Source organism: Micromonospora sp. NPDC048040, assembly GCF_055587185.1.
Window position 1 is genome coordinate 111,084 of the sequence record NZ_JBVJGT010000013.1, and the last position, 17,854, is coordinate 128,937.

15 protein-coding genes are annotated in these 17,854 nt (G+C 75.4%); 10 read left to right on the forward strand and 5 right to left on the reverse strand.

The features are described 5' to 3' along the window. The first annotated feature begins 84 nt into the window (after positions 1-84). On the forward strand, positions 85-1,485 hold the full coding sequence (gene eccD, locus ACZ6O2_RS15935) for a type VII secretion integral membrane protein EccD (protein WP_466023332.1): 1,401 nt from the start codon (positions 85-87) through the stop codon (positions 1,483-1,485). A 37-nt stretch (positions 1,486-1,522) separates the two neighbouring features. Here the strand turns inward: eccD and ACZ6O2_RS15940 are convergent, their stop codons facing one another. Then, positions 1,523-2,029 carry an inorganic diphosphatase gene (locus ACZ6O2_RS15940; RefSeq protein WP_091107853.1) on the reverse strand — a complete coding sequence of 169 codons (507 nt, stop codon included), beginning with the start codon at positions 2,027-2,029 and terminating at the stop codon, positions 1,523-1,525. 441 nt (positions 2,030-2,470) lie between these two features. Here ACZ6O2_RS15940 and dacB point away from each other — a divergent pair, with 441 nt between their 5' ends. The 4 genes from dacB (at position 2,471) to ACZ6O2_RS15960 (ending at position 7,792) form a co-directional block, all read left to right on the forward strand. Continuing rightward, positions 2,471-3,898 (forward strand): D-alanyl-D-alanine carboxypeptidase/D-alanyl-D-alanine endopeptidase, encoded by a 1,428-nt coding sequence (dacB, locus tag ACZ6O2_RS15945; RefSeq protein WP_466023360.1) that lies wholly within the window; start codon positions 2,471-2,473, stop codon positions 3,896-3,898. 83 nt (positions 3,899-3,981) lie between these two features. Continuing rightward, positions 3,982-5,052 (forward strand): zinc-dependent metalloprotease, encoded by a 1,071-nt coding sequence (locus ACZ6O2_RS15950; protein ID WP_350709459.1) that lies wholly within the window; start codon positions 3,982-3,984, stop codon positions 5,050-5,052. Between the two features lie 9 nt (positions 5,053-5,061). After that, positions 5,062-6,054 (forward strand): tRNA lysidine(34) synthetase TilS, encoded by a 993-nt coding sequence (tilS, locus tag ACZ6O2_RS15955; protein WP_466023333.1) that lies wholly within the window; start codon positions 5,062-5,064, stop codon positions 6,052-6,054. Positions 6,055-6,148: 94 nt separating this feature from the next. Then, complete coding sequence (locus tag ACZ6O2_RS15960) at positions 6,149-7,792, forward strand: gamma-glutamyltransferase family protein (protein WP_466023334.1); 1,644 nt, start codon at positions 6,149-6,151, stop codon at positions 7,790-7,792. Between the two features lie 69 nt (positions 7,793-7,861). Here ACZ6O2_RS15960 and ACZ6O2_RS15965 read toward each other — a convergent pair whose 3' ends face one another. Continuing rightward, entirely contained in the window at positions 7,862-8,821 is a 960-nt protein-coding gene (locus tag ACZ6O2_RS15965) for a GlxA family transcriptional regulator (protein ID WP_466023335.1), read from the reverse strand. A gap of 150 nt (positions 8,822-8,971) precedes the next feature. On the opposite strand from ACZ6O2_RS15965, the gene ACZ6O2_RS15970 reads away from it, so the two are divergent. From ACZ6O2_RS15970 to folE, 4 genes are all read left to right on the forward strand, one after another. After that, entirely contained in the window at positions 8,972-9,109 is a 138-nt protein-coding gene (locus tag ACZ6O2_RS15970; RefSeq protein WP_466023336.1) for a hypothetical protein, read from the forward strand. A 100-nt stretch (positions 9,110-9,209) separates the two neighbouring features. Then, a complete protein-coding gene (gene hpt / locus ACZ6O2_RS15975; RefSeq protein WP_350686506.1) occupies positions 9,210-9,785 on the forward strand; it encodes a hypoxanthine phosphoribosyltransferase in 576 nt (191 codons plus the stop codon). 429 nt (positions 9,786-10,214) lie between these two features. Continuing rightward, complete coding sequence (gene ftsH, locus ACZ6O2_RS15980; protein ID WP_350709450.1) at positions 10,215-12,239, forward strand: ATP-dependent zinc metalloprotease FtsH; 2,025 nt, start codon at positions 10,215-10,217, stop codon at positions 12,237-12,239. 38 nt (positions 12,240-12,277) lie between these two features. After that, on the forward strand, positions 12,278-12,937 hold the full coding sequence (gene folE, locus ACZ6O2_RS15985; RefSeq protein WP_350709631.1) for a GTP cyclohydrolase I FolE: 660 nt from the start codon (positions 12,278-12,280) through the stop codon (positions 12,935-12,937). A 229-nt stretch (positions 12,938-13,166) separates the two neighbouring features. On the opposite strand, the gene ACZ6O2_RS15990 is transcribed toward folE, so the two are convergent. Both ACZ6O2_RS15990 and ACZ6O2_RS15995 read right to left on the reverse strand, forming a co-directional pair. After that, entirely contained in the window at positions 13,167-13,928 is a 762-nt protein-coding gene (locus ACZ6O2_RS15990) for a hypothetical protein (RefSeq protein WP_466023337.1), read from the reverse strand. After that, positions 13,925-16,483, reverse strand: coding sequence for an FtsK/SpoIIIE domain-containing protein (locus ACZ6O2_RS15995; protein ID WP_466023338.1), 2,559 nt, complete (start codon positions 16,481-16,483; stop codon positions 13,925-13,927). Before ACZ6O2_RS15995 ends, ACZ6O2_RS15990 begins: the two co-directional genes overlap by 4 nt. A 195-nt stretch (positions 16,484-16,678) precedes the next feature. Here ACZ6O2_RS15995 and ACZ6O2_RS16000 point away from each other — a divergent pair, with 195 nt between their 5' ends. Then, positions 16,679-17,242: a hypothetical protein gene (locus ACZ6O2_RS16000; protein WP_466023361.1), complete on the forward strand. Its 564-nt coding sequence runs from the start codon at positions 16,679-16,681 to the stop codon at positions 17,240-17,242. Positions 17,243-17,246: 4 nt separating this feature from the next. Here the strand turns inward: ACZ6O2_RS16000 and ACZ6O2_RS16005 are convergent, their stop codons facing one another. Beyond that, on the reverse strand, positions 17,247-17,849 hold the full coding sequence (locus ACZ6O2_RS16005) for a hypothetical protein (RefSeq protein ID WP_466023339.1): 603 nt from the start codon (positions 17,847-17,849) through the stop codon (positions 17,247-17,249). Positions 17,850-17,854 lie beyond the last annotated feature (5 nt).

The window sequence follows — 17,854 nt, forward strand, 5'->3', positions numbered from 1 at the left end:
CTCGGTGACCCGAGCCCGACACATGGTAGGTAAAGTCCTGTCGTCCGCGCAGCCACCAACCCCGTTCGATATGGAGACCGGTCGATGACAATCGGGTTGGCCCGGGTCACCATCAGCGCCCCCCAGCGGCGGGTCGACGTCGCCCTGCCCGAGCAGGTGCCCCTGGCCGAGCTGCTGCCCGAGGTGCTGCGGCACGCCGGCGAGGGCCTCGCCGACGACGGCGAGCGGCACGGCGGCTGGGTGCTGCGGCGCACCGACGGCGCGGTGCTGGCCACCGCGCAGGCGCTGCTGCCGCAGGGCGTCCGCGACGGGGAGGTGCTGCACCTCGTGCCGGCCCACGCGCAGTGGCCCGAGCTGGAGTACGACGACGTGGTCGAGGCGATCGCCGACGGGGCCCGGCGGCGCGGCGGCGCGTGGTCGCCCGCCGCCACCCGGGCCGCCGCCCTGGCCGGGGCGGCCGTGCCGCTGGCCGTCGGGCTGCTCGCCCTGGCGGCCGGCGGGCCCGGACACCGGGCCGGCTGGCCGGCCGCCGCCGTGGTGGCGCTGCTGCTCACCCTCGCCGGGGTGGTGGCGTCCCGCGCCCACGGGGACGCCTCGACCGGCGCGACCCTCGGCGGCTACGCCCTGCCGTACGCGGCCCTCGCGGGCGCCCTGGCGGTCAGCTCCGGCGACCCGGTCGGGCCGGTCGCCGGCCTGCGCTGGCTCGGGGCGCCCGAGCTGCTGGCCGGCTCGGTGGCGCTGTTGCTGGTGTCGGTGCTCGGGCTGGTCGGCATCGCCACCCGGCTCCGGGTCTTCGTGGCCGGCGCCACCGCGGGGTCCGCCGGCGCGCTGGCGGCGCTCGGCGGCCTGCTGCTCAGCCCGGCCGGGACGGCGGCGGTCCTGCTCTGCGTGCTGGTCTTCGCCGTGGGGGCGGTCCCGCTGCTGGCCATCCGGCTCGGCAAGGTGCCGCTGCCCCCGATCACCCTGCCGACCGGCGAGCCGGGCGACGCCGACCGGGCCCGGGACCTGCCCGACCGGGACCGGGTCTACGCGGCGGTCGCCCGCACCGAGGAGATGCTCACCGGCATGCTGCTCGGGCACGCCGTGCTGGCGGTGGCCGCCGCGCTGGTCCTCGGCCTCTCCGGCGGGCTGGCCGGCCGGCTGCTGGTGGCGGTCGCCGCGACCGTGCTGCTGCTCCGCTCCCGGCTCTTCGTGGCGCTGCGCCACCGGGTGCCGACCGTGGTCGCCGGCCTCGCCGGGTACGCCGTGCTGGGCGCCGTCCTCGCCGAGCGTTCCGGTCCGGCCGGTCGGCTCGCGCTGGTCGTCGGCGGGCTGGCGCTGGCCCTGCTGGCGGTGGCCGCCGGCACCACGTACGCCCGCCGCCCGGTCTCCCCGTACGTCGGTCGGGTCGCCGACCTGACCGACACCGCCCTGGTGGTCTCCGTGGTGCCGGTGGCCTGCGCGGTGCTCGACCTGTACGAACGGGCCCGGGGGCTGCTCGGCTGAGCGGCCCCCGGGCCCGTCGACGTCTTCGCGTGCCGGGTCAGTGCGTGGACTCGCCGCGCTCCTCGGCCTCCTTGGCGCGCCGGTACGACGCCGCGATCTCCGCCTCGGCCTCCTGCCGGCCGACCCAGGTGGCGCCCTCGACCGACTTGCCCGGCTCGAGGTCCTTGTAGACCTCGAAGAAGTGCTGGATCTCCAGCCGGTCGAACTCGCCGAGGTGGTGGATGTCCCGCAGGTGCTCCTGGCGCGGGTCCTCGTAGGGGACGCAGAGGACCTTGTCGTCGCCGCCCTTCTCGTCCGTCATCCGGAACATGCCGATGGTGCGGCACCGGATCAGGCAGCCCGGGAAGGTGGGCTCGGGCACCAGCACGAGCGCGTCCAGCGGGTCGCCGTCCTCGCCCAGGGTGCCCTCGATGAAGCCGTAGTCCGCCGGGTACTGCGTGGAGGTGAAGAGCGTGCGGTCCAGCCGGATCCGGCCGGTCGCGTGGTCGACCTCGTACTTGTTGCGGTGACCCTTCGGGATCTCAACCGTCACGTCGAAATCCATCTGCACGCTCCCTCGTTGCCCACGCTGGCTAACGGAAACCAGCGGCACGCCGCTCCCGTCGGGTGAATGCCCACCCGCCGGCTCCGGCCGCCGCATAGTGTTCGGACCGAAGTAGTGTCACCCAAGCAGATTTCGCGGGGGGAGGAGGGGGTCGTGGGGAGGGAAGATTCACACTACCGCCCGGAGGGCGGTGCTGGACGGGGGACCGGTCGATCTGCTTCCGGCGGGGCCACCGGGCGGTTCCCGGTGCCCGACGCCCACCTTCCCCGCACGCCCGGGTCGCCCGGCGACGCCGGCCCGGCTGCGTACGGCCGGCCGCCCCGGCCCGGGCCGACCGACCTCTGGGCCGCCGCCGCGACCCGCCCCGCCGGCGGGCCTCCCGAGCCGGTCGCCCCTCCTCCGGCCGCTCCCCCGACGCCCGGCCCGGCACGCCGCCGGGGCCTGCCCGTCGCCCTGGCCGCGGTGCTCGTGCTCGTGCTCGCCGCCGTCGGGATCGCCGTGGTCCGGCCGGGCCCCGTCGCCGACTGGCTGGGCGACGAGCCGGCCGACCGGAGGGCCACGCAGGCGGCGGAGCCGGCGCCCGGGGCGGTGCTGTCCGGCGCGGACGCGAACGCCCCGCTGCCCACCCCCGAGGGGGTACGCGCCGCACTCGCCCCGCTGGTGGACGTGTCCGCGCTCGGCGACCGGGTCAACGTCTCGGTGGCCGACGTGGCCACCGGCCAGCCGCTCTTCGGCCGGGGCGAGGACGACGGCACCGTGCCTGCCTCGGTGACCAAGCTGGTGACCGGGGTGACGGTGCTCGCCGCCCGCGGCCCCGCGTACCGCATCCCGACCCGGGCGGTCGCCGGCCCGAACCCCGGTGAGGTGGTGCTCGTCGGCGGCGGCGACCCCACGCTGGCGGTCGACAAGAAGGGTTTCTATCCCGGGGCGGCGCGCCTCGACGACCTCGCCGGCCAGGTACGCACGGCGCTCGGTGGCACGGAGCCGACGAAGGTGACGGTCGACTCGTCGCTCTACTCCGGCCCCGTTTACGAGCCGGGATGGGACGAGGACATCCCCACCGGCGGCTACGGCGGCGCGATCACCGCGCTGATGACCGACGGCGCCCGCGGCGACGTGCCGCGCGCCAAGAAGGACGACGCGGCCGGCAACCACTGGGCCGAGCGGGTGGCGCAGCCCGACCTCGCGGCCGGCCGGGCCTTCGCCCGGCTGCTCGGCGTGCCGGCCGACACGGTGAAGCGCGGCACCGCACCCGCGGCGGACGGCGGCGCCGCGACCGGCACGCCCGGGCCCGGCGCCGAGCTGGGCAAGGTGGAGTCGCTGCCGATGGTCCGGCTGGTCGACATCATGATCAGCGACAGCGACAACATCATCGCCGAGGCACTGGCCCGCCAGGTCGCGCTGGCCCGCAACGAGCCCGCCTCCTTCGAGGGCGCCGGTGCGGCGATGGACGCGGTGGCGGGGGAGCTGGGCCTGCCGGCCGACGAGCTGTCCCTCGCCGACGGCAGCGGGCTGTCGCGCAGCAACCGGATCAGCCCCTCGCTGCTCACCGACCTGATCACGCTCGCCGGCGACGGCAGCCGCCCCGAACTGGCCGCGATCTTCGGCGGCCTGCCCGTGGCCGACTGGTCGGGCACCCTCGCCGACCGGTACGGCACGGCGGCGACGAAGGCCGGCGCCGGGGTGGTCCGGGCCAAGACCGGCACCCTGACCAAGGTGCACGCGATCGCCGGCGTGGTCAGCACCGCCGACGGGCGGCTGCTCACCTTCGCGGTGCTCACCGACGCGGTGCCGCCCGACGGCCAGGAGGCCGCCCGGGTGGCGCTGGACCGGATCGGCGCCGCCCTGGCCGGCTGCGGCTGCCGCTGACCGGACAGGGCGGGGCGCGGCCGGCGGCGATCACGCCGACGCGAGCCCGGGCCGGGGTGTCCCGGCGCGGGTACGGTGGGTGCATGGCGCAGTTCGTGGACTGGGATCTGGCCGCCGCGACCGCGGGGGCACTGGGCAAGTCGGGCCCCCGGGTGTCGTACGCCGAGGCCACCGACGTGGTCGGCGACCTGCGGCGGTTGACCGACGAGGCGGCGGGGCACGTCGCGGACTACACGGGCCTGCGCTCGCAGGTGGCGCACCCACCGGTGCGGGTGGTGGACCGCCGGGACTGGGCGGCCGCCAACATCGCCGGGCTGCGCGAGGTGATCACGCCGCTGGTCGGCCGGCTCACGAAGGACAAGCAGCCGGGCCCGCTGACCGAGGCGATCGGTTCCCGGCTGACCGGCGTGCAGGCCGGCACCGTGCTGGCGTACCTCTCCGGCCGGGTCCTCGGCCAGTACGAGGTCTTCTCCGCCGACCCGGGGCAGTTGCTGCTGGTCGCGCCGAACATCGTCGAGGTGGAGCGGAAGCTGGAGGCCGACCCCCGCGACTTCCGGCTCTGGGTCTGCCTGCACGAGGTGACCCACCGGACCCAGTTCACCGCCGTGCCCTGGATGCGGGCGTACTTCCTCAGTGAGGTGCAGGCCTTCGTGGACGCGTCGTCGAGCGGCGGGGAGCACCTGCTGGAGCGGCTGCGCCGGGGCGTGGCCACCCTTGCCGACGCGGTGAAGGACCCGGAGAGCCGCACCAGCGTGCTGGACATCGTGCAGACCCCGGCGCAGCGGGCCGTGCTGGACCGGCTCACCGCGCTGATGACCCTGCTGGAGGGGCACGCCGAGTTCGTCATGGACGGCGTCGGTCCGGAGGTGATCCCGAGCGTCGAGCGGATCCGGGCGGGCTTCAACCGGCGCCGGGAGGCCGGCAACCCGCTGGAGAAGGCCATCCGCCGGCTGCTCGGCGTGGAGGTCAAGATGCGCCAGTACGCCGAGGGCCGCAAGTTCGTGCACGGGGTGGTCGACCGGGTCGGCATGGACGGCTTCAACAAGATCTTCGGTTCGCCGCTCACCCTGCCCCGGCTGGAGGAACTCGGCGACCCGGACGCCTGGGTGGCCCGGGTACACGGGCCGGTCGGCCCGGTCCAGGCCACGGGCTGACCGTACGCCGTGGCCGCGCTCGCCCCGCCGGTGGCGGCGATCCGGGTGGCGGTCCGCCGCGCGCTGGCCGACCTGCCGCCCGGGGGCCCGGTGCTGGTCGCCTGCTCGGGCGGGGCGGATTCGCTCGCGCTGGCCGCCGCGACCGCGTTCGTGGCGCCCCGGCTGGGTCGCGCCGCCGGCCTGGTGACGGTCGACCACGGCCTCCAGGAGGGCTCGGCGCAGCGGGCCGCGGCGGTGGCGGCGTGGGCCCGCGAGATCGGCCTGGCGCCGGTCGAGTCGGTGCGGGTCGACGTCGCCGGGCGACCGGGCGGGCCCGAGGCGGCCGCCCGCGAGGCCCGCTACCGGGCGCTCGCCGAGGTGGCCGGCCGGTACGGGGCGGCGGCGCTGCTCACCGGGCACACCCGCGACGACCAGGCGGAGACGGTGCTGCTCGCGCTCGCCCGCGGCGCTGGCCCGCGCGGCCTGGCCGGGATGCCCGCCCGGCGGGACCTCGACGGGGTGCCCCTGCTGCGCCCGCTGCTGGAGGTCGGCCGGGAACAGACCCGCAAGGCGTGCGCGGTGCTCGGGCTGAGCCCGTGGGAGGACCCGCACAACGCCGACCCCTCGTACGCCCGCGCCCGGGTGCGGGCCGACGTGCTGCCCGCCCTGGTCCGCGCGCTCGGGCCGGGGGTGCTGGACAACCTGGCCCGGACGGCCCGGCTGGTGGCGGCGGACAACGCCGTCCTCGACGAGCTGGCCGCCGCCGCGCTGGCCGACGTCCGCCACCCCGACGGAGGGCTCTCGGTGGGCGCCCTGGCCGCCCTCTCGCCGGCAGTGCGCGGCCGGGTGCTGCACGCCTGGGCCCGGGAGCTGGGCGCCCCGCCCGCCGCCCTGTCGTACCGGCACGTGACCGCGCTGGACACGCTGGTCACCGGCTGGCGGGGGCAGGGGGCGGCGTACCTGCCGGGCGGGCTGCGGGTGGTCCGCCGCGACGGCCGGCTCACCCCCGCCGTCCCCCGCTGACGGGGTCTGTCACCGCGGGGCGGGAGGGGACGTGGCGGGCGTCGACGCCGTTCGCGGGGGCGCGGGAGCCGCCGGGAGGCGGTAGACATGGCGCATGGCGTACCCCAGACAGCCGCTCTTCGCGCCGCACGGCGCGGTGGCGACGAGCCAGCCGCTGGCCGCGGCGGCCGGCCTGGCGGTGCTGCGGCGCGGCGGCAACGCCGTCGACGCCGCGCTGGCCACCGCGATCACCCTCACCGTGGTGCAGCCCCCGTCCAACGACATCGGCGGCGACCTCTTCGCGATCGTCTGGGACGGTGAGCGGCTGCACGGCCTCAACGCCTCCGGCCGCTCCCCGGCGGCGCTGACCCACGAGCTGGTGCTCGCCGCGACCGGCGGGCGTGGCGCGGCCCCGGTCGAGGCGCTCGGCGGCGCCCAGTCGGCGGGGCCGGCGATGCCCGCCCGGGGCTGGCTGCCGGTGACCGTGCCCGGCGCGCCAGCGGGCTGGCGGGACCTGCACGACCGGTTCGGCTCGTTGCCCTTCGCCGAGCTCTTCGCCGACGCCATCGGCTACGCCGAGCACGGCTACCCGGTCTCCACGGGCGTGGCGGCGACCTGGTCCCGCGCGCTCGCCGCGCACGCCGGCCTGACCGGGCCGGAGTACGCCGAGTTCGGCCGGGTGTTTGCGCCCGGCGGCCGGGCGCCCCGGCCCGGCGAGCGCTGGCGCAACCCCGACGCGGCGGAGACCCTGCGGCGGATCGCCGCCACCGGGGCGGAGGACTTCTACTCCGGCGGCATCGCCGAGGCGCTCGACGCCCACGCGGCCCGCACCGGAGGTCTCCTCACCGGTGACGACCTGGCCCGGCACCGGTCGACCTGGGTGGCCCCGGTGGCCGCCCGGTATCGGGGGCACGAGGTCTGGGAGCTGCCGCCGAACGGGCAGGGTCTGGCCGCGCTGCTGGCGTTGCACATCCTGGACGGGGCGGACCTCGCCGCGCTGCCCCTCGCCGAGCGGCTGCACCGGCAGGTCGAGGCGGTGAAGCTCGGCTTCGCCGACGCGCACGCCCACGTCGCCGACCCGGAGCGGGTGCCCGTGCCGACGCGGGCGCTGCTCTCGCCCGGTTACGCGGCGTCCCGCCGGGCGCTGATCACCGAGCGGGCCGGGGAGCCGACCGCGGGCGAGCCGGAGCGCGGCGGCACCGTCTACCTCTGCGCCGCCGACGCCGGCGGCATGATGGTCAGCCTGATCCAGTCGACCTACCTGGCCTTCGGCTCGCACGTGGTGCTGCCTGGGCACGGCTTCGCCCTGCAGAACCGGGGGCTCGGGTTCCGCCTGGACCCCGCGCACCCGAATGCGGTGGGGCCGGGGAAGCGGCCGTTCCACACGATCATCCCGGGCTTCCTGACCCGGGACGGGCGGCCGGTGGGGCCGTTCGGGGTGATGGGCGGCCACATGCAGCCGCAGGGGCACGTGCAGCTCGTGTCGGCGACCCTCGACGGCGGGCTCGACCCGCAGGCGGCGCTCGACGCGCCGCGCTGGTACTGGCACGCCGGGCGGTCGGTGCTGGTCGAGCCGGAGCTGGTCGGCACCGCCGAGGGCCGGGCGGCGGTCGCCGAACTGCGGGTCCGTGGCCACGAGATCGCCGTCGCCGACGACCCGGCGGTCTTCGGGTACGGGCAGGCGATCTGGCGGCTGCCGGACGGCGGCTACGTCGCCGGCTCGGAATCCCGGGTGGACGGCGCGATGGGCGGCTGGTGACCGCGTCCGGTCAGCCGACGGCGGCCGGTGAGCGGGCCGGGCGGCGGCTGGACCGGGGAAGTGGGCGGCTCAGACCCCGACCCGGTCGCGGAAGGTGGCCCGGTAGGTCTGGGGCGTGGCGCCGACGCGGCGGGTGAAGTGGTGCCGCAGCGCCGCCGCGTCGCCGAAGCCGGCCCGGTCGGCGACCGCCTCCACGCTGAGCCGGGTCTCCTCCAGCAGTCGGCGGGCCAGCAGCACCCGCTGGTTGGTCAGCCAGTCGTGCGGCGTGGTGCCCGTCTCGGCCCGGAACCGCCGGGCGAACGTGCGCGGGGCCATCCCGGCCCGGGCGGCCAGCTCGTCCACGGTCACCGGCCGGTCCAGGTGCCCCATCAGCCACTCCAGCACCGGCTCCAGCGTGGGCGCCTCGGGGGTCCTCGGAATGGGGGCCTCGACGTACTGGGACTGCCCGCCGTCGCGGTGCGGGGGGACCACCATCCGGCGGGCCAACCGGGTGGCCGTCGCCGAGCCGTGTTCCTGGCGGACCAGGTGCAGGCAGGCGTCGATGCCGGCCGCCGTGCCGGCGCTGGTGATGAGGCGGTCGTCCTGCACGTAGAGCGAGTTGCACCGGACCTTCGCCGTCGGGTGGCGGCGTTGCAGCTCGTCGACGTACCGCCAGTGGGTGGTGCACTCCCGGCCGTCGAGCAGGCCGGCCTCGCCCAGCACGAACGCTCCGGAGCAGACGCTGAACACGTACGCCCCGCGGTCGGCGGCCCGGCGCAGCGCGTCGAGCACCGGGGCCGGCACCGTGGAGCCGTGCTCGTGGGCCGGCACGGCGACCAGGTCCGCGTCCTCCACCGGCCCGAGGTCCGCGTGCGGGGTCAGCTGGAAGCCCGACGTGGTGCGGACCGGCCCGCCGTCGGGGCTGCACACGTGGAACCGGTAGCCGGGGAACCCGTCGGCGGTGCGGTCGGTGCCGAAGACCTCGGCGAGGACGCCGAGCTCGAACGCGGCGACCCGGTCCAGGGCGAGGACGGCGACCGAACTGAGCATGTGACGAGGGTAACCGAACGAGTGGCAGGAAATCGAGGGCGCGTGGCATTCCTGCCACTGTCCGGCCTGTCGGGCTCGGCGCAGACTGGGTGCAGTCCGGTGCGCACCGGCGGCGAAACCGACAGCAATCATGCGAAAGCGAGCGCCGCCATGGAGTTCCTGCTCTTCCTCTTCTTCTTCCTCCTCCTCGCCGCGGCCTCGGCCGCCGGCCTCACCGCCGACAGCCGGGACTCGGCCGACTGGAAGCCGACCGACGACGGCCGCCGCTGGCGGTCGCGTACCTGCTGAGGTGATTGGTAGCCTTCGCGTCATTCATCCCGTGCGGGACCGCTCCAAAAGGGGCGGCCCCGCCGACGGAGGCCATCCGGCGTACGGCAGGCTAGGAGCCATGGCTGACGGCTCCTGGTACGACGCCGACATCGACCACGTGATCATCTCCGAGGCGCAGATCCGCGAGAAGACCGCGGAACTCGCCAAGCAGGTCTCGGCGGACTACGCCGACGTCGATGACGGGCTCCTGCTGGTCTGCGTGCTCAAGGGCGCGGTGATGTTCATGGCCGACTTCGCCCGGGCGCTGGGCCGCAACGGACCGCCCGCCGAGCTGGACTTCATGGCCATCTCCTCCTACGGCCAGGGCACCACCTCCTCCGGCGTGGTCCGCATCCTCAAGGACCTGGACCGGGACATCGCCGGCCGGCACGTGGTCGTCGTCGAGGACATCGTCGACTCCGGCCTGACCCTCTCCTGGCTGCTGCGCTACCTGGAGTCCCGCTCGGCGGCCAGCGTCGAGGTCGTCGCGCTGTTCCGCAAGCCGGACGCGGTCAAGGTGCCGGTGCCGGTGAAGTACGTCGGCTTCGACATCCCCACCGAGTTCGTCGTCGGCTACGGCCTCGACTTCGGCGAGCGCTACCGCGAGCTGCCGTACGTCGGCGTACTCAAGCCCGAGGTCTACGCCCGGGCCTGAGCCCCTCTCGCATCGGCGTCCATCGAGCGGACGTTCAGCGGGCTCTCAGCCAGGCGGACTACGGTATAGGTCGGTGGCGTGGAGGCATCCTCCACGCCCGACCCCTCGAACCGCTGGACCGGGCGGTCGGGCGGCCGGGCGCGGAGCTCCCGCCACGTCGGCTGGACCCGGTTCGCCCGACGCGCAGGCTGCTGGGCTCGCGAACTCGCTCCGCGCGCACGATGTTCCGTTCGTGCGCGACTGCGGGGCTCGCAAGCTCACTCCTCGCGCACACGGTGTACCGTCGAATGACCGCGGCGCGGCAAACTTCGCGCCTCGGGGTCGAGTCGGCCCGCACGGCGGCTCCGGCCGCCGCCGCAGGCGGCGACACCATCAGACGGACAGGACGTCGATCAGGAGGATGCGGGCGCCTTAGCGCTCGACAACAGCATGGAACGTACGCGTTTCTTCCGCCGACCGGTGGTCTGGATCATCCTGGTCATCCTCGGCGCCGTTGTGCTCAGTCAACTGTTCACCGCTGGTCCCAGCTACCACCGGGTGGACACGTCCATCGCGCTCGACCAGCTCAACAAGGGCGGCATCGAGAAGGTCGTCTTCCAGGACAAGGAGCAGACGCTCCAGCTCGACCTGAAGGACAAGGCCAAGTTCGGTGACACCACCACCGACCGGATCGAGGCGCAGTTCCCCTACGAGGTCGGCGACGAGGTCTGGAACGAGGTCCTCGAGGCCAAGGCCAACAACCGGGTCACCGGCCCGGCCGACGCCAAGGTGTCGTCCGACAGCATCTGGGTGAGCCTGCTGGTCAACCTGCTCCCGATCGCCCTGCTGGTGCTCCTGCTGCTCTTCTTCATGTCGCAGATGCAGGGCGGCGGCTCCCGGGTGCTCAACTTCGGCAAGTCCAAGGCGAAGATGATCACCAAGGACACGCCGAAGACCACGTTCGCGGACGTGGCCGGCGCCGAGGAGGCCGTCGAGGAGCTGCACGAGATCAAGGACTTCCTGCAGAACCCGGCGAAGTACCAGGCCCTGGGCGCCAAGATCCCGAAGGGCGTGCTGCTCTTCGGCCCGCCCGGCACCGGTAAGACGCTGCTGGCCCGCGCCGTCGCCGGCGAGGCCGGGGTGCCGTTCTACTCGATCTCCGGCTCCGACTTCGTCGAGATGTTCGTCGGTGTCGGCGCGAGCCGGGTCCGCGACCTCTTCGAGCAGGCCAAGGCGAACGCCCCGGCGATCGTCTTCGTCGACGAGATCGACGCCGTCGGCCGGCACCGCGGCGCCGGCATGGGCGGCGGCCACGACGAGCGCGAGCAGACCCTCAACCAGCTGCTCGTCGAGATGGACGGCTTCGACACCAAGGGCGGCGTCATCCTGATCGCCGCCACCAACCGGCCGGACATCCTCGACCCGGCGCTGCTGCGCCCGGGCCGCTTCGACCGGCAGATCCCGGTGGACGCCCCCGACATGGAGGGCCGCAAGGCGATCCTGCGGGTGCACGCCAAGGGCAAGCCGTTCACCCCCGACGTCGACCTCGACTCGGTGGCCCGGCGCACCCCGGGCTTCAGCGGCGCCGACCTGGCCAACGTCATCAACGAGGCCGCGCTGCTCACGGCCCGCAAGGACCAGCGGGCGATCACCAACGACTCCCTGGAGGAGTCGATCGACCGGGTGATCGCCGGTCCGCAGCGCCGGACCCGGGTGATGAGCGACCAGGAGAAGAAGATCACCGCGTACCACGAGGGTGGGCACGCGCTGGTCGCCTGGGCGCTGCCGCACGCCGCGCCGGTGCACAAGGTGACGATCCTGTCCCGCGGCCGGTCGCTGGGCCACACCCTGGTGCTCCCCACCGAGGACAAGTACACCCAGACCCGCGCCGAGATGGTCGACACCCTGGCGTACGCGCTGGGTGGCCGGGCCGCCGAGGAGTTGGTCTTCCACGAGCCGACCACCGGCGCCGGCAACGACATCGAGAAGGCCACCCAGCTGGCCCGCGCGATGATCACGCAGTACGGCATGAGCTCCAAGCTCGGCGCGATCAAGTACGGCACCAGCGGCGACGAGCCGTTCCTCGGCCGCAACATGGGCCACGAGCGGGACTACTCCGACGCCGTCGCCGCCGAGATCGACGGCGAGATGCGGGCGCTGATCGAGCTGGCCCACGACGAGGCCTGGGAGATCCTGGTGGAATACCGGGACGTCCTGGACAACATCGTGCTGGAGCTGATGGAGAAGGAGACTCTCTCCACCGCCGACATGGCCCGGATCTGCGCCCGGGTGGCCAAGCGGCCGCCGATGGCGCCGTACAACGGCTTCGGCAAGCGCCAGCCCTCCACCGAGCCGCCGGTGCTCACGCCGGCCGAGAAGGAGGCGCTCAAGGTGCAGGCCCAGGCCGACGGCGCCCAGGCGACGGTCGGCGGCACCACCTCGACCAGCTCGAACAACTCGGACGGTACGCACTGAGCACCGACCCGACGGCCAGTTCCCGGGACGACCGGGGACTGGCCGTCTCCGCGACCGAGCCCGACGGCGACCTCGACTACGTGGCCGCGCGCCTGATCAGCGGCAAGCTCACCGGCCGACCCGTCGAGGACACCGTGGACCTCGGGCGGATCGAGAAGGCGGTCCGCGAGATCCTCATCGCCGTCGGGGAGGACCCGGACCGCGACGGGCTCCAGCAGACGCCGGCCCGGGTGGCCCGCGCGTACGCCGAGCTCTTCGCCGGCCTGCGGGTCGACCCGGCCCAGGTGCTCAGCACCACCTTCGAGGCCAACCACCAGGAGCTGGTGCTGGTCCGGGACATCGACGTGATGAGCCTGTGCGAGCACCACCTGCTGCCGTTCCGGGGCAGCGCCCACATCGGCTACATCCCGGGGCCGGACGGCCGGATCACCGGCCTGTCCAAGCTGGCCCGGCTGGTCGAGGTCTTCGCCCGCCGGCCACAGGTCCAGGAGCGGCTCACCTCGCAGATCGCCGACCTGCTGATGGAGCAGCTCGCGCCGCGCGGCGTGGTGGTGGTGCTCGAGTGCGAGCACATGTGCATGGCGATGCGCGGCATCCAGAAGTCGGGTGCCCAGACCATCACCTCGGCCGTGCGGGGCACGCTCCAGCACGACGCCAAGTCGCGGGCCGAGGCGATGGCGCTGATCATCCCCCGCTGACCGCGACCGACCCGAAAACGGCCGGTCGACCCGCACTCCGGGTCGGCCGGCCGCTCGCGTGTCCGGACGTCACGCGACGGCCCCGCCCAACCGGTCAGCATCGAGAGTCGCGTTTCCGAGGCGCGGCGCGGCGACTCCGCGCGCCCAGCCGACCGGCATCGCGAGTCGGGTTCCGAGTCGCGCGCGGCGGCTCCGCTCAGCCGGCCAGCATCCTGCCTTTCCGGCCCCCTCAGCCCGCCAGCATCGCGAGCAGCAGGCCCGCGCTGACCAGCACCGCCGGGACCAGGCACACCAGCGCGCCGAGCCGGGCCGTGCGGTCCACCCGGCCACCCTCCCCGGCCGGGAAGAGCCGCCCGACGCCGAGCCAGCCCGCCGCGAACGCCACCGCCGGCATCGGCAGCCCGCAGAGCAGCGCCGCCACGCTCGCCGCCCCGGAACCGGTCGCCACGAACAGCGCCACCTGGAGCAGCGGCACCAGCAGGGCCAGCGGCGCGTACAGCAGCAGGTTGCGCGGGCGCGCCGGCCAGGCGGCCAGGCGGGGCAGGCCGCGCGCGGCCAGCGCGGCGTCCGCGGCGTCCGCGCGGCCCCGGGCGGCGCGGAGCGCGGACAGCACCGCAGCCGGCCCACCCGCCATCGACCGGGCCGCCTCGGTCAGCTCAGGCGGCGTCGGGACCAGCGAGATCGGTGGTACGCCCCGCTCCCGCAGCCGGGTCTCCTGCGCCGCGAGCCGGGTGCGGACGGCGGTCAGCTCCTCGCGGGCAGCCTGCACCGACCGGGCCTGCTCACCGGCAGCGGTGGCCGCGTCCCGGCGTACCCCGTCGAGCTGCCGGGCGGCGGCGAGGTAGTCGCTCCACGCGGCGGACACCGGGTCGCCGCCCGCGACGGCCCCCGACGGCGCCGCGTCGGGCCCACCCGGCGGTGGCCCGGCGGCGCCCCGCTGGCGTCCCGGCACGGCGTGCGACGGCCTGCTCCGCGCCCCGCTGCGGGTCATGTCGGCTCTCCCTGCTCCGCGAAGGGAACCAGCACCGTGCCCTGCTCACCCGGCCCGTCCCAGAGCGCCGCCCGGCCCGGGCGGGGTCGCCACTCCACCGGCCGGCCGAAGACCGACGCGAGCTGGGCGCCGGGCAGGTCCACCACCGCCACCGCGGCGAGCTTCTCGACCTCGCCGTCGGGCTCCAACAGCGCCGCGAAGGACGGCGCCGTGCGCCAACGGCCGAGCAGGTGCCGCCCGGCGGGCGGGCCCTCCCGAAGCAGCGCGCGCAGCCGCTCCGGGGGCAACTGCTCCGGCGACGGCACATCCAGGCCGAAGACCACCAGGTACGCCGGCTCGACGGCGTCCACGGCGGTGAGCAGGCCGCCGGCGTCCACCGTCTCGACCGGGTGCCGACCGGCCAGCTCGGCAGCCAGCGCGTCGGCCAGCGGCCGGCAGTCGTCGTCCGGCGCGGCGAGCACGAAGCGGGCGGTCCCCGGCGCGTGGTGGGCGGCGGTGCTGCGCGCCGCCGTGGCCAGCAGCCGGGCCGCCTCCGGGCCGGGGCCGAGGACGGCCAGGTTGCGCCCCGGGGCCGGCCCCAGCGGCACCGCGACCGTGGTCCGGGGCACGTCCACGGCCCGGCCCAACAGGGCGGCGGGGCCGGGCGCCCGCCCGGCCAGCGCGGCCCGGTGCCGCGGATCGTTGCGCAGCAGCGGGCGGGCGTAACCGGCGAAGACCACCGGCGGGGCGGACCCCTCCGGTCGTGCCGACCAGAGCCGCTGCCGCAGCTGCCCGACCGTGTCGGGATGGTCCTGCGGGTCCGGGAAGCGGACCATCCGCTCGTGCCCCCGGATGGCGCCCCGGGGCCCGCCCAGCCCGCCCGCGGTGTTCACCACCGCGCTGCCCACCGGCAGCCCCGCCGCCGAGTCGTTGGTCGGCTCCAGCACCGCGCCCCCGCCGGGCAGCGCCACCCGCACCGGGAACTGCCCCAGCACCGAGTCGCGGTCCGTACGCGAGCCCAACCCCAGGTCGCCCTCGCCGGCCAGCACCAGGTGCACCCCGTACGCGCGCCCCGTGCGGGCCAGCGCGTCCAGCCGGGCGGCGGCGTCCACGGCCAGCCGGTCCCGCTCGGCGAAGAGCAGCGGAAGATTGTCCAGCACGCAGACGATCCGGGGCATCGCGCGGTGCTGCCGCAGCTCGGCGAAGCGCTGCCCGCCCGCCCGGCTGCCGGCCTCCTCGCGGCGGCGCACCTCCGCTGTCAGCTCGTCGAGCAGGCTCAGCACGTACTCCCGGTCGGCCGCCATCGCCGCGGCCCGGACCTGCGGGATCCACGACCGGTCCCGCTCGGTCTGGAGGAACTCCACGAAGGACTCGGCGTCGGCGAGGTCCACCAGGTAGAGGGCCAGCTCCTCGGGACCGTACCGGGCGGCCAGACCGAGCAGCGCCGTGGTGAGGAAGGTGGATCGGCCCGCGCCGGAGCGGCCGCTGACCAGCCAGTGCGGGGTCAGCTCGGTGAACCCGAGCGACACCACCCGCCCACCCGCGTCGCCGACGGTCGTCGCGAGCCCGTCAGTCGCGGTCGCCGTCCACAACTCCCCGTCGGGCGGCGGCAGCAGGTCCGTCAGGGCCAGCCGGGAACCCGCCTCCACCTGCGCGGCCAACCGGCGGCACACCGCGTCGACGAGGTCGCTGGGCGGATCCGCCTCGACGAAGACCGGCGAGTTCAACCCGCCCGGAGGCTCCGCGCCGGGGCCCGCGAACGAACCGCCCGGCGGATCACCCAGCAGCGCGTACGCGTTGCGGATCTCCAGCGTGGTCGCCTGCGGCAGCGGGGCCCGATCGGCGTACGGGCCCGCCGGGGGCCAGCCGGCCACCACGAGGTGCAGCCCTGCGGAGCGGCCCTGCTCGGCCAGCGCTTCCACCCGGGCCAGGTCGGTGGGGCCCGTCAGGTCGGGCAGCGCCGCGATCACCAGCAGCAGCGTCCGGTCGTGCCGGCGACGCCCGCTCGCCCCCGGGGCCACCCACTGCTCGGCCTCGGTGAGCACGGCCCGCAGGCCCGCCACGTCCACCGCCGGGGGCGGCAGCAGGCCCGCGTCGGCGAGCGCCGCGAACGGCTCCAAGGTCGCACCCGTCGCGTCCACCGCGCGGACCAGCAGCGCCCCGGCTGGGGTCGCCGCCAACAGCCGCAGCAGTACGGCCCGGAGCAGCCCCGCCACCCGGGGATCCCGGGCGTCGGTGTCCACGGCGAGATGTGCCGTGCCGAGCAGCGGCACCAGCGCGGGGAAGCGCGCGTCGTCGAGCGGCGCCGCCGTGCCGACCCGGACGAAAGCGGGCGGCCCCTCGCCGGCAGGCGCGGTCGGGGCGACCGCCTCCAGGGGAGCACCCGCCCAGCCCGGGGCCAGCACCGCCGCCGCGGACCGGAGGCGGTCGGCCAACTCGTACTGGCGGTGCTGGTCGGCGGGAACGGGACGGGTGTCGTCGAGGATTCCGGCGGCGGCGGTCGCGGTGGCGGCGGCCTGCCGGTGCAGTGCGGCGGCGCGGTTCGTCCGTGCCTTCGGACCGGTCACCGCGTCCACCCCCTCTGTCCGAGGTTGGCAACCCCTCCCCGCGCAGAGACGGTAACCCAGCCGGAGCGGCTCGTCCGGGATGCGCGGCGGCGCTGCGCCGGTGTTGTCGTGGATCTCACCAATGGGGAGTGGTCCGTCACGATCCGCTGCATCTGGGGCATTGGGTCTCCGGCGCCCAGCCGCTAGCCTCAGAGGGTGGAATCAGTGCAGCCCCCCGCCGGTTCCCAGGTCTCCCGCGTACCGGCGCAACGGCCCCCCTCCGACCACCTGGCGCCGCCGTCGCCGGCCCCGGCACCGGAGCGGCCGAGGCGACGGGCGCGCACTGTGCTCACGGTCGTCGCGACCATCGTCGCGGCGCTCTGCCTTGGCGGCGTGGCCGCCGGATACGTCCTCTACAACCGCGCTGCTGCCCCCGACCGCAGCGCGCCCGACGTGGTGGTGGACAACTACCTGCGGGCGTTCCTCGTGGATCGCAACGACACCCGCGCCGAGCTTTTCACCTGCCAGGAAAACACCGGGCTGAGCACGTTGTCCGGCCTGCGCAAGGAGATCGAGCAGCGCGAGGCCAACTTCGGCGTCGTGGTGCGAGTCAGCTGGGGACCTCTCACGCGGACCGAGACCGGAGAGGGCGAATCGGTCGCCACAACTCTCTCCATCTCCAGCTCCGCCAACGGGCAGCCCCGTAGCAGTCGCCGAGAGGACTGGGTGTTCGACGTGAAGGATGGCGAAGAAGGATGGCGGGTTTGTGCCGGCAGGAAAACGGCCTGAGCCGTCACTCGATCCAGAGCAGGTGGACCGGGACCTCCAGTGTGGTCGGTGACTGGCCCCGCCAGGCCCAGCGGTACCACTCCACCTCAGGCGTGACCCGCACGCAGATGTCTCCGTCGGCGCCCGAGTAGGTCTCGGTGACCGCCCGCAGGTCCCGGTGCTCGACAGACTCCACGACGTGCACGACCCGGCGGCCGGTGACGGCGTCCGCCTCGAAGACCGGGGTCGGCACCCGGTGCGCCGGGGCGTCCAGGGAGACGAGACGGATGCCCGCCTCGCGGTCCACTGACGTGTCCGGCCGCCGGCTCCCCACCGTCTCCACCCAGACCCGCTCCACCGGGACCAGCGGCGCGAACACCTCCACCTGGTCGGACTCCGCCCGGTACCACTCGTGCTCGGGGATCACCGGGACGTAGGTCCGGCTGCCCTGCACCACCCGCTCGTCGGCCCGCAGGTCCCCGCGCCAGCCGAGCCCGGGCAGGCCGACCAGGACCCGGTGCCCGCGCAGCTCGACGCGCCCGGTGGCCGGCACGATCTCGATCGGCCGGGGCGGCCGGGGAGCCCAGTCGGGCTGGTCGGCGAACGGATCGGGGAGCGGCTCGTTCATGACGG

Excerpts from the sequence above, each read along its gene's own strand:
- eccD (WP_466023332.1), top strand. The coding sequence starts at position 85 with ATGACAATCGGGTTGGCCCGGGTCACCATCAGCGCCCCCCAGCGGCGG.
- ACZ6O2_RS15940 (WP_091107853.1), bottom strand. The coding sequence starts at position 2,029 with ATGGATTTCGACGTGACGGTTGAGATCCCGAAGGGTCACCGCAACAAG.
- ACZ6O2_RS15950 (WP_350709459.1), top strand. The coding sequence starts at position 3,982 with ATGGCGCAGTTCGTGGACTGGGATCTGGCCGCCGCGACCGCGGGGGCA.
- ACZ6O2_RS15960 (WP_466023334.1), top strand. The coding sequence starts at position 6,149 with ATGGCGTACCCCAGACAGCCGCTCTTCGCGCCGCACGGCGCGGTGGCG.
- ACZ6O2_RS15965 (WP_466023335.1), bottom strand. The coding sequence starts at position 8,821 with ATGCTCAGTTCGGTCGCCGTCCTCGCCCTGGACCGGGTCGCCGCGTTC.
- ACZ6O2_RS15970 (WP_466023336.1), top strand. The coding sequence starts at position 8,972 with ATGGAGTTCCTGCTCTTCCTCTTCTTCTTCCTCCTCCTCGCCGCGGCC.
- hpt (WP_350686506.1), top strand. The coding sequence starts at position 9,210 with ATGGCTGACGGCTCCTGGTACGACGCCGACATCGACCACGTGATCATC.
- ftsH (WP_350709450.1), top strand. The coding sequence starts at position 10,215 with ATGGAACGTACGCGTTTCTTCCGCCGACCGGTGGTCTGGATCATCCTG.
- ACZ6O2_RS15990 (WP_466023337.1), bottom strand. The coding sequence starts at position 13,928 with ATGACCCGCAGCGGGGCGCGGAGCAGGCCGTCGCACGCCGTGCCGGGA.
- ACZ6O2_RS16005 (WP_466023339.1), bottom strand. The coding sequence starts at position 17,849 with ATGAACGAGCCGCTCCCCGATCCGTTCGCCGACCAGCCCGACTGGGCT.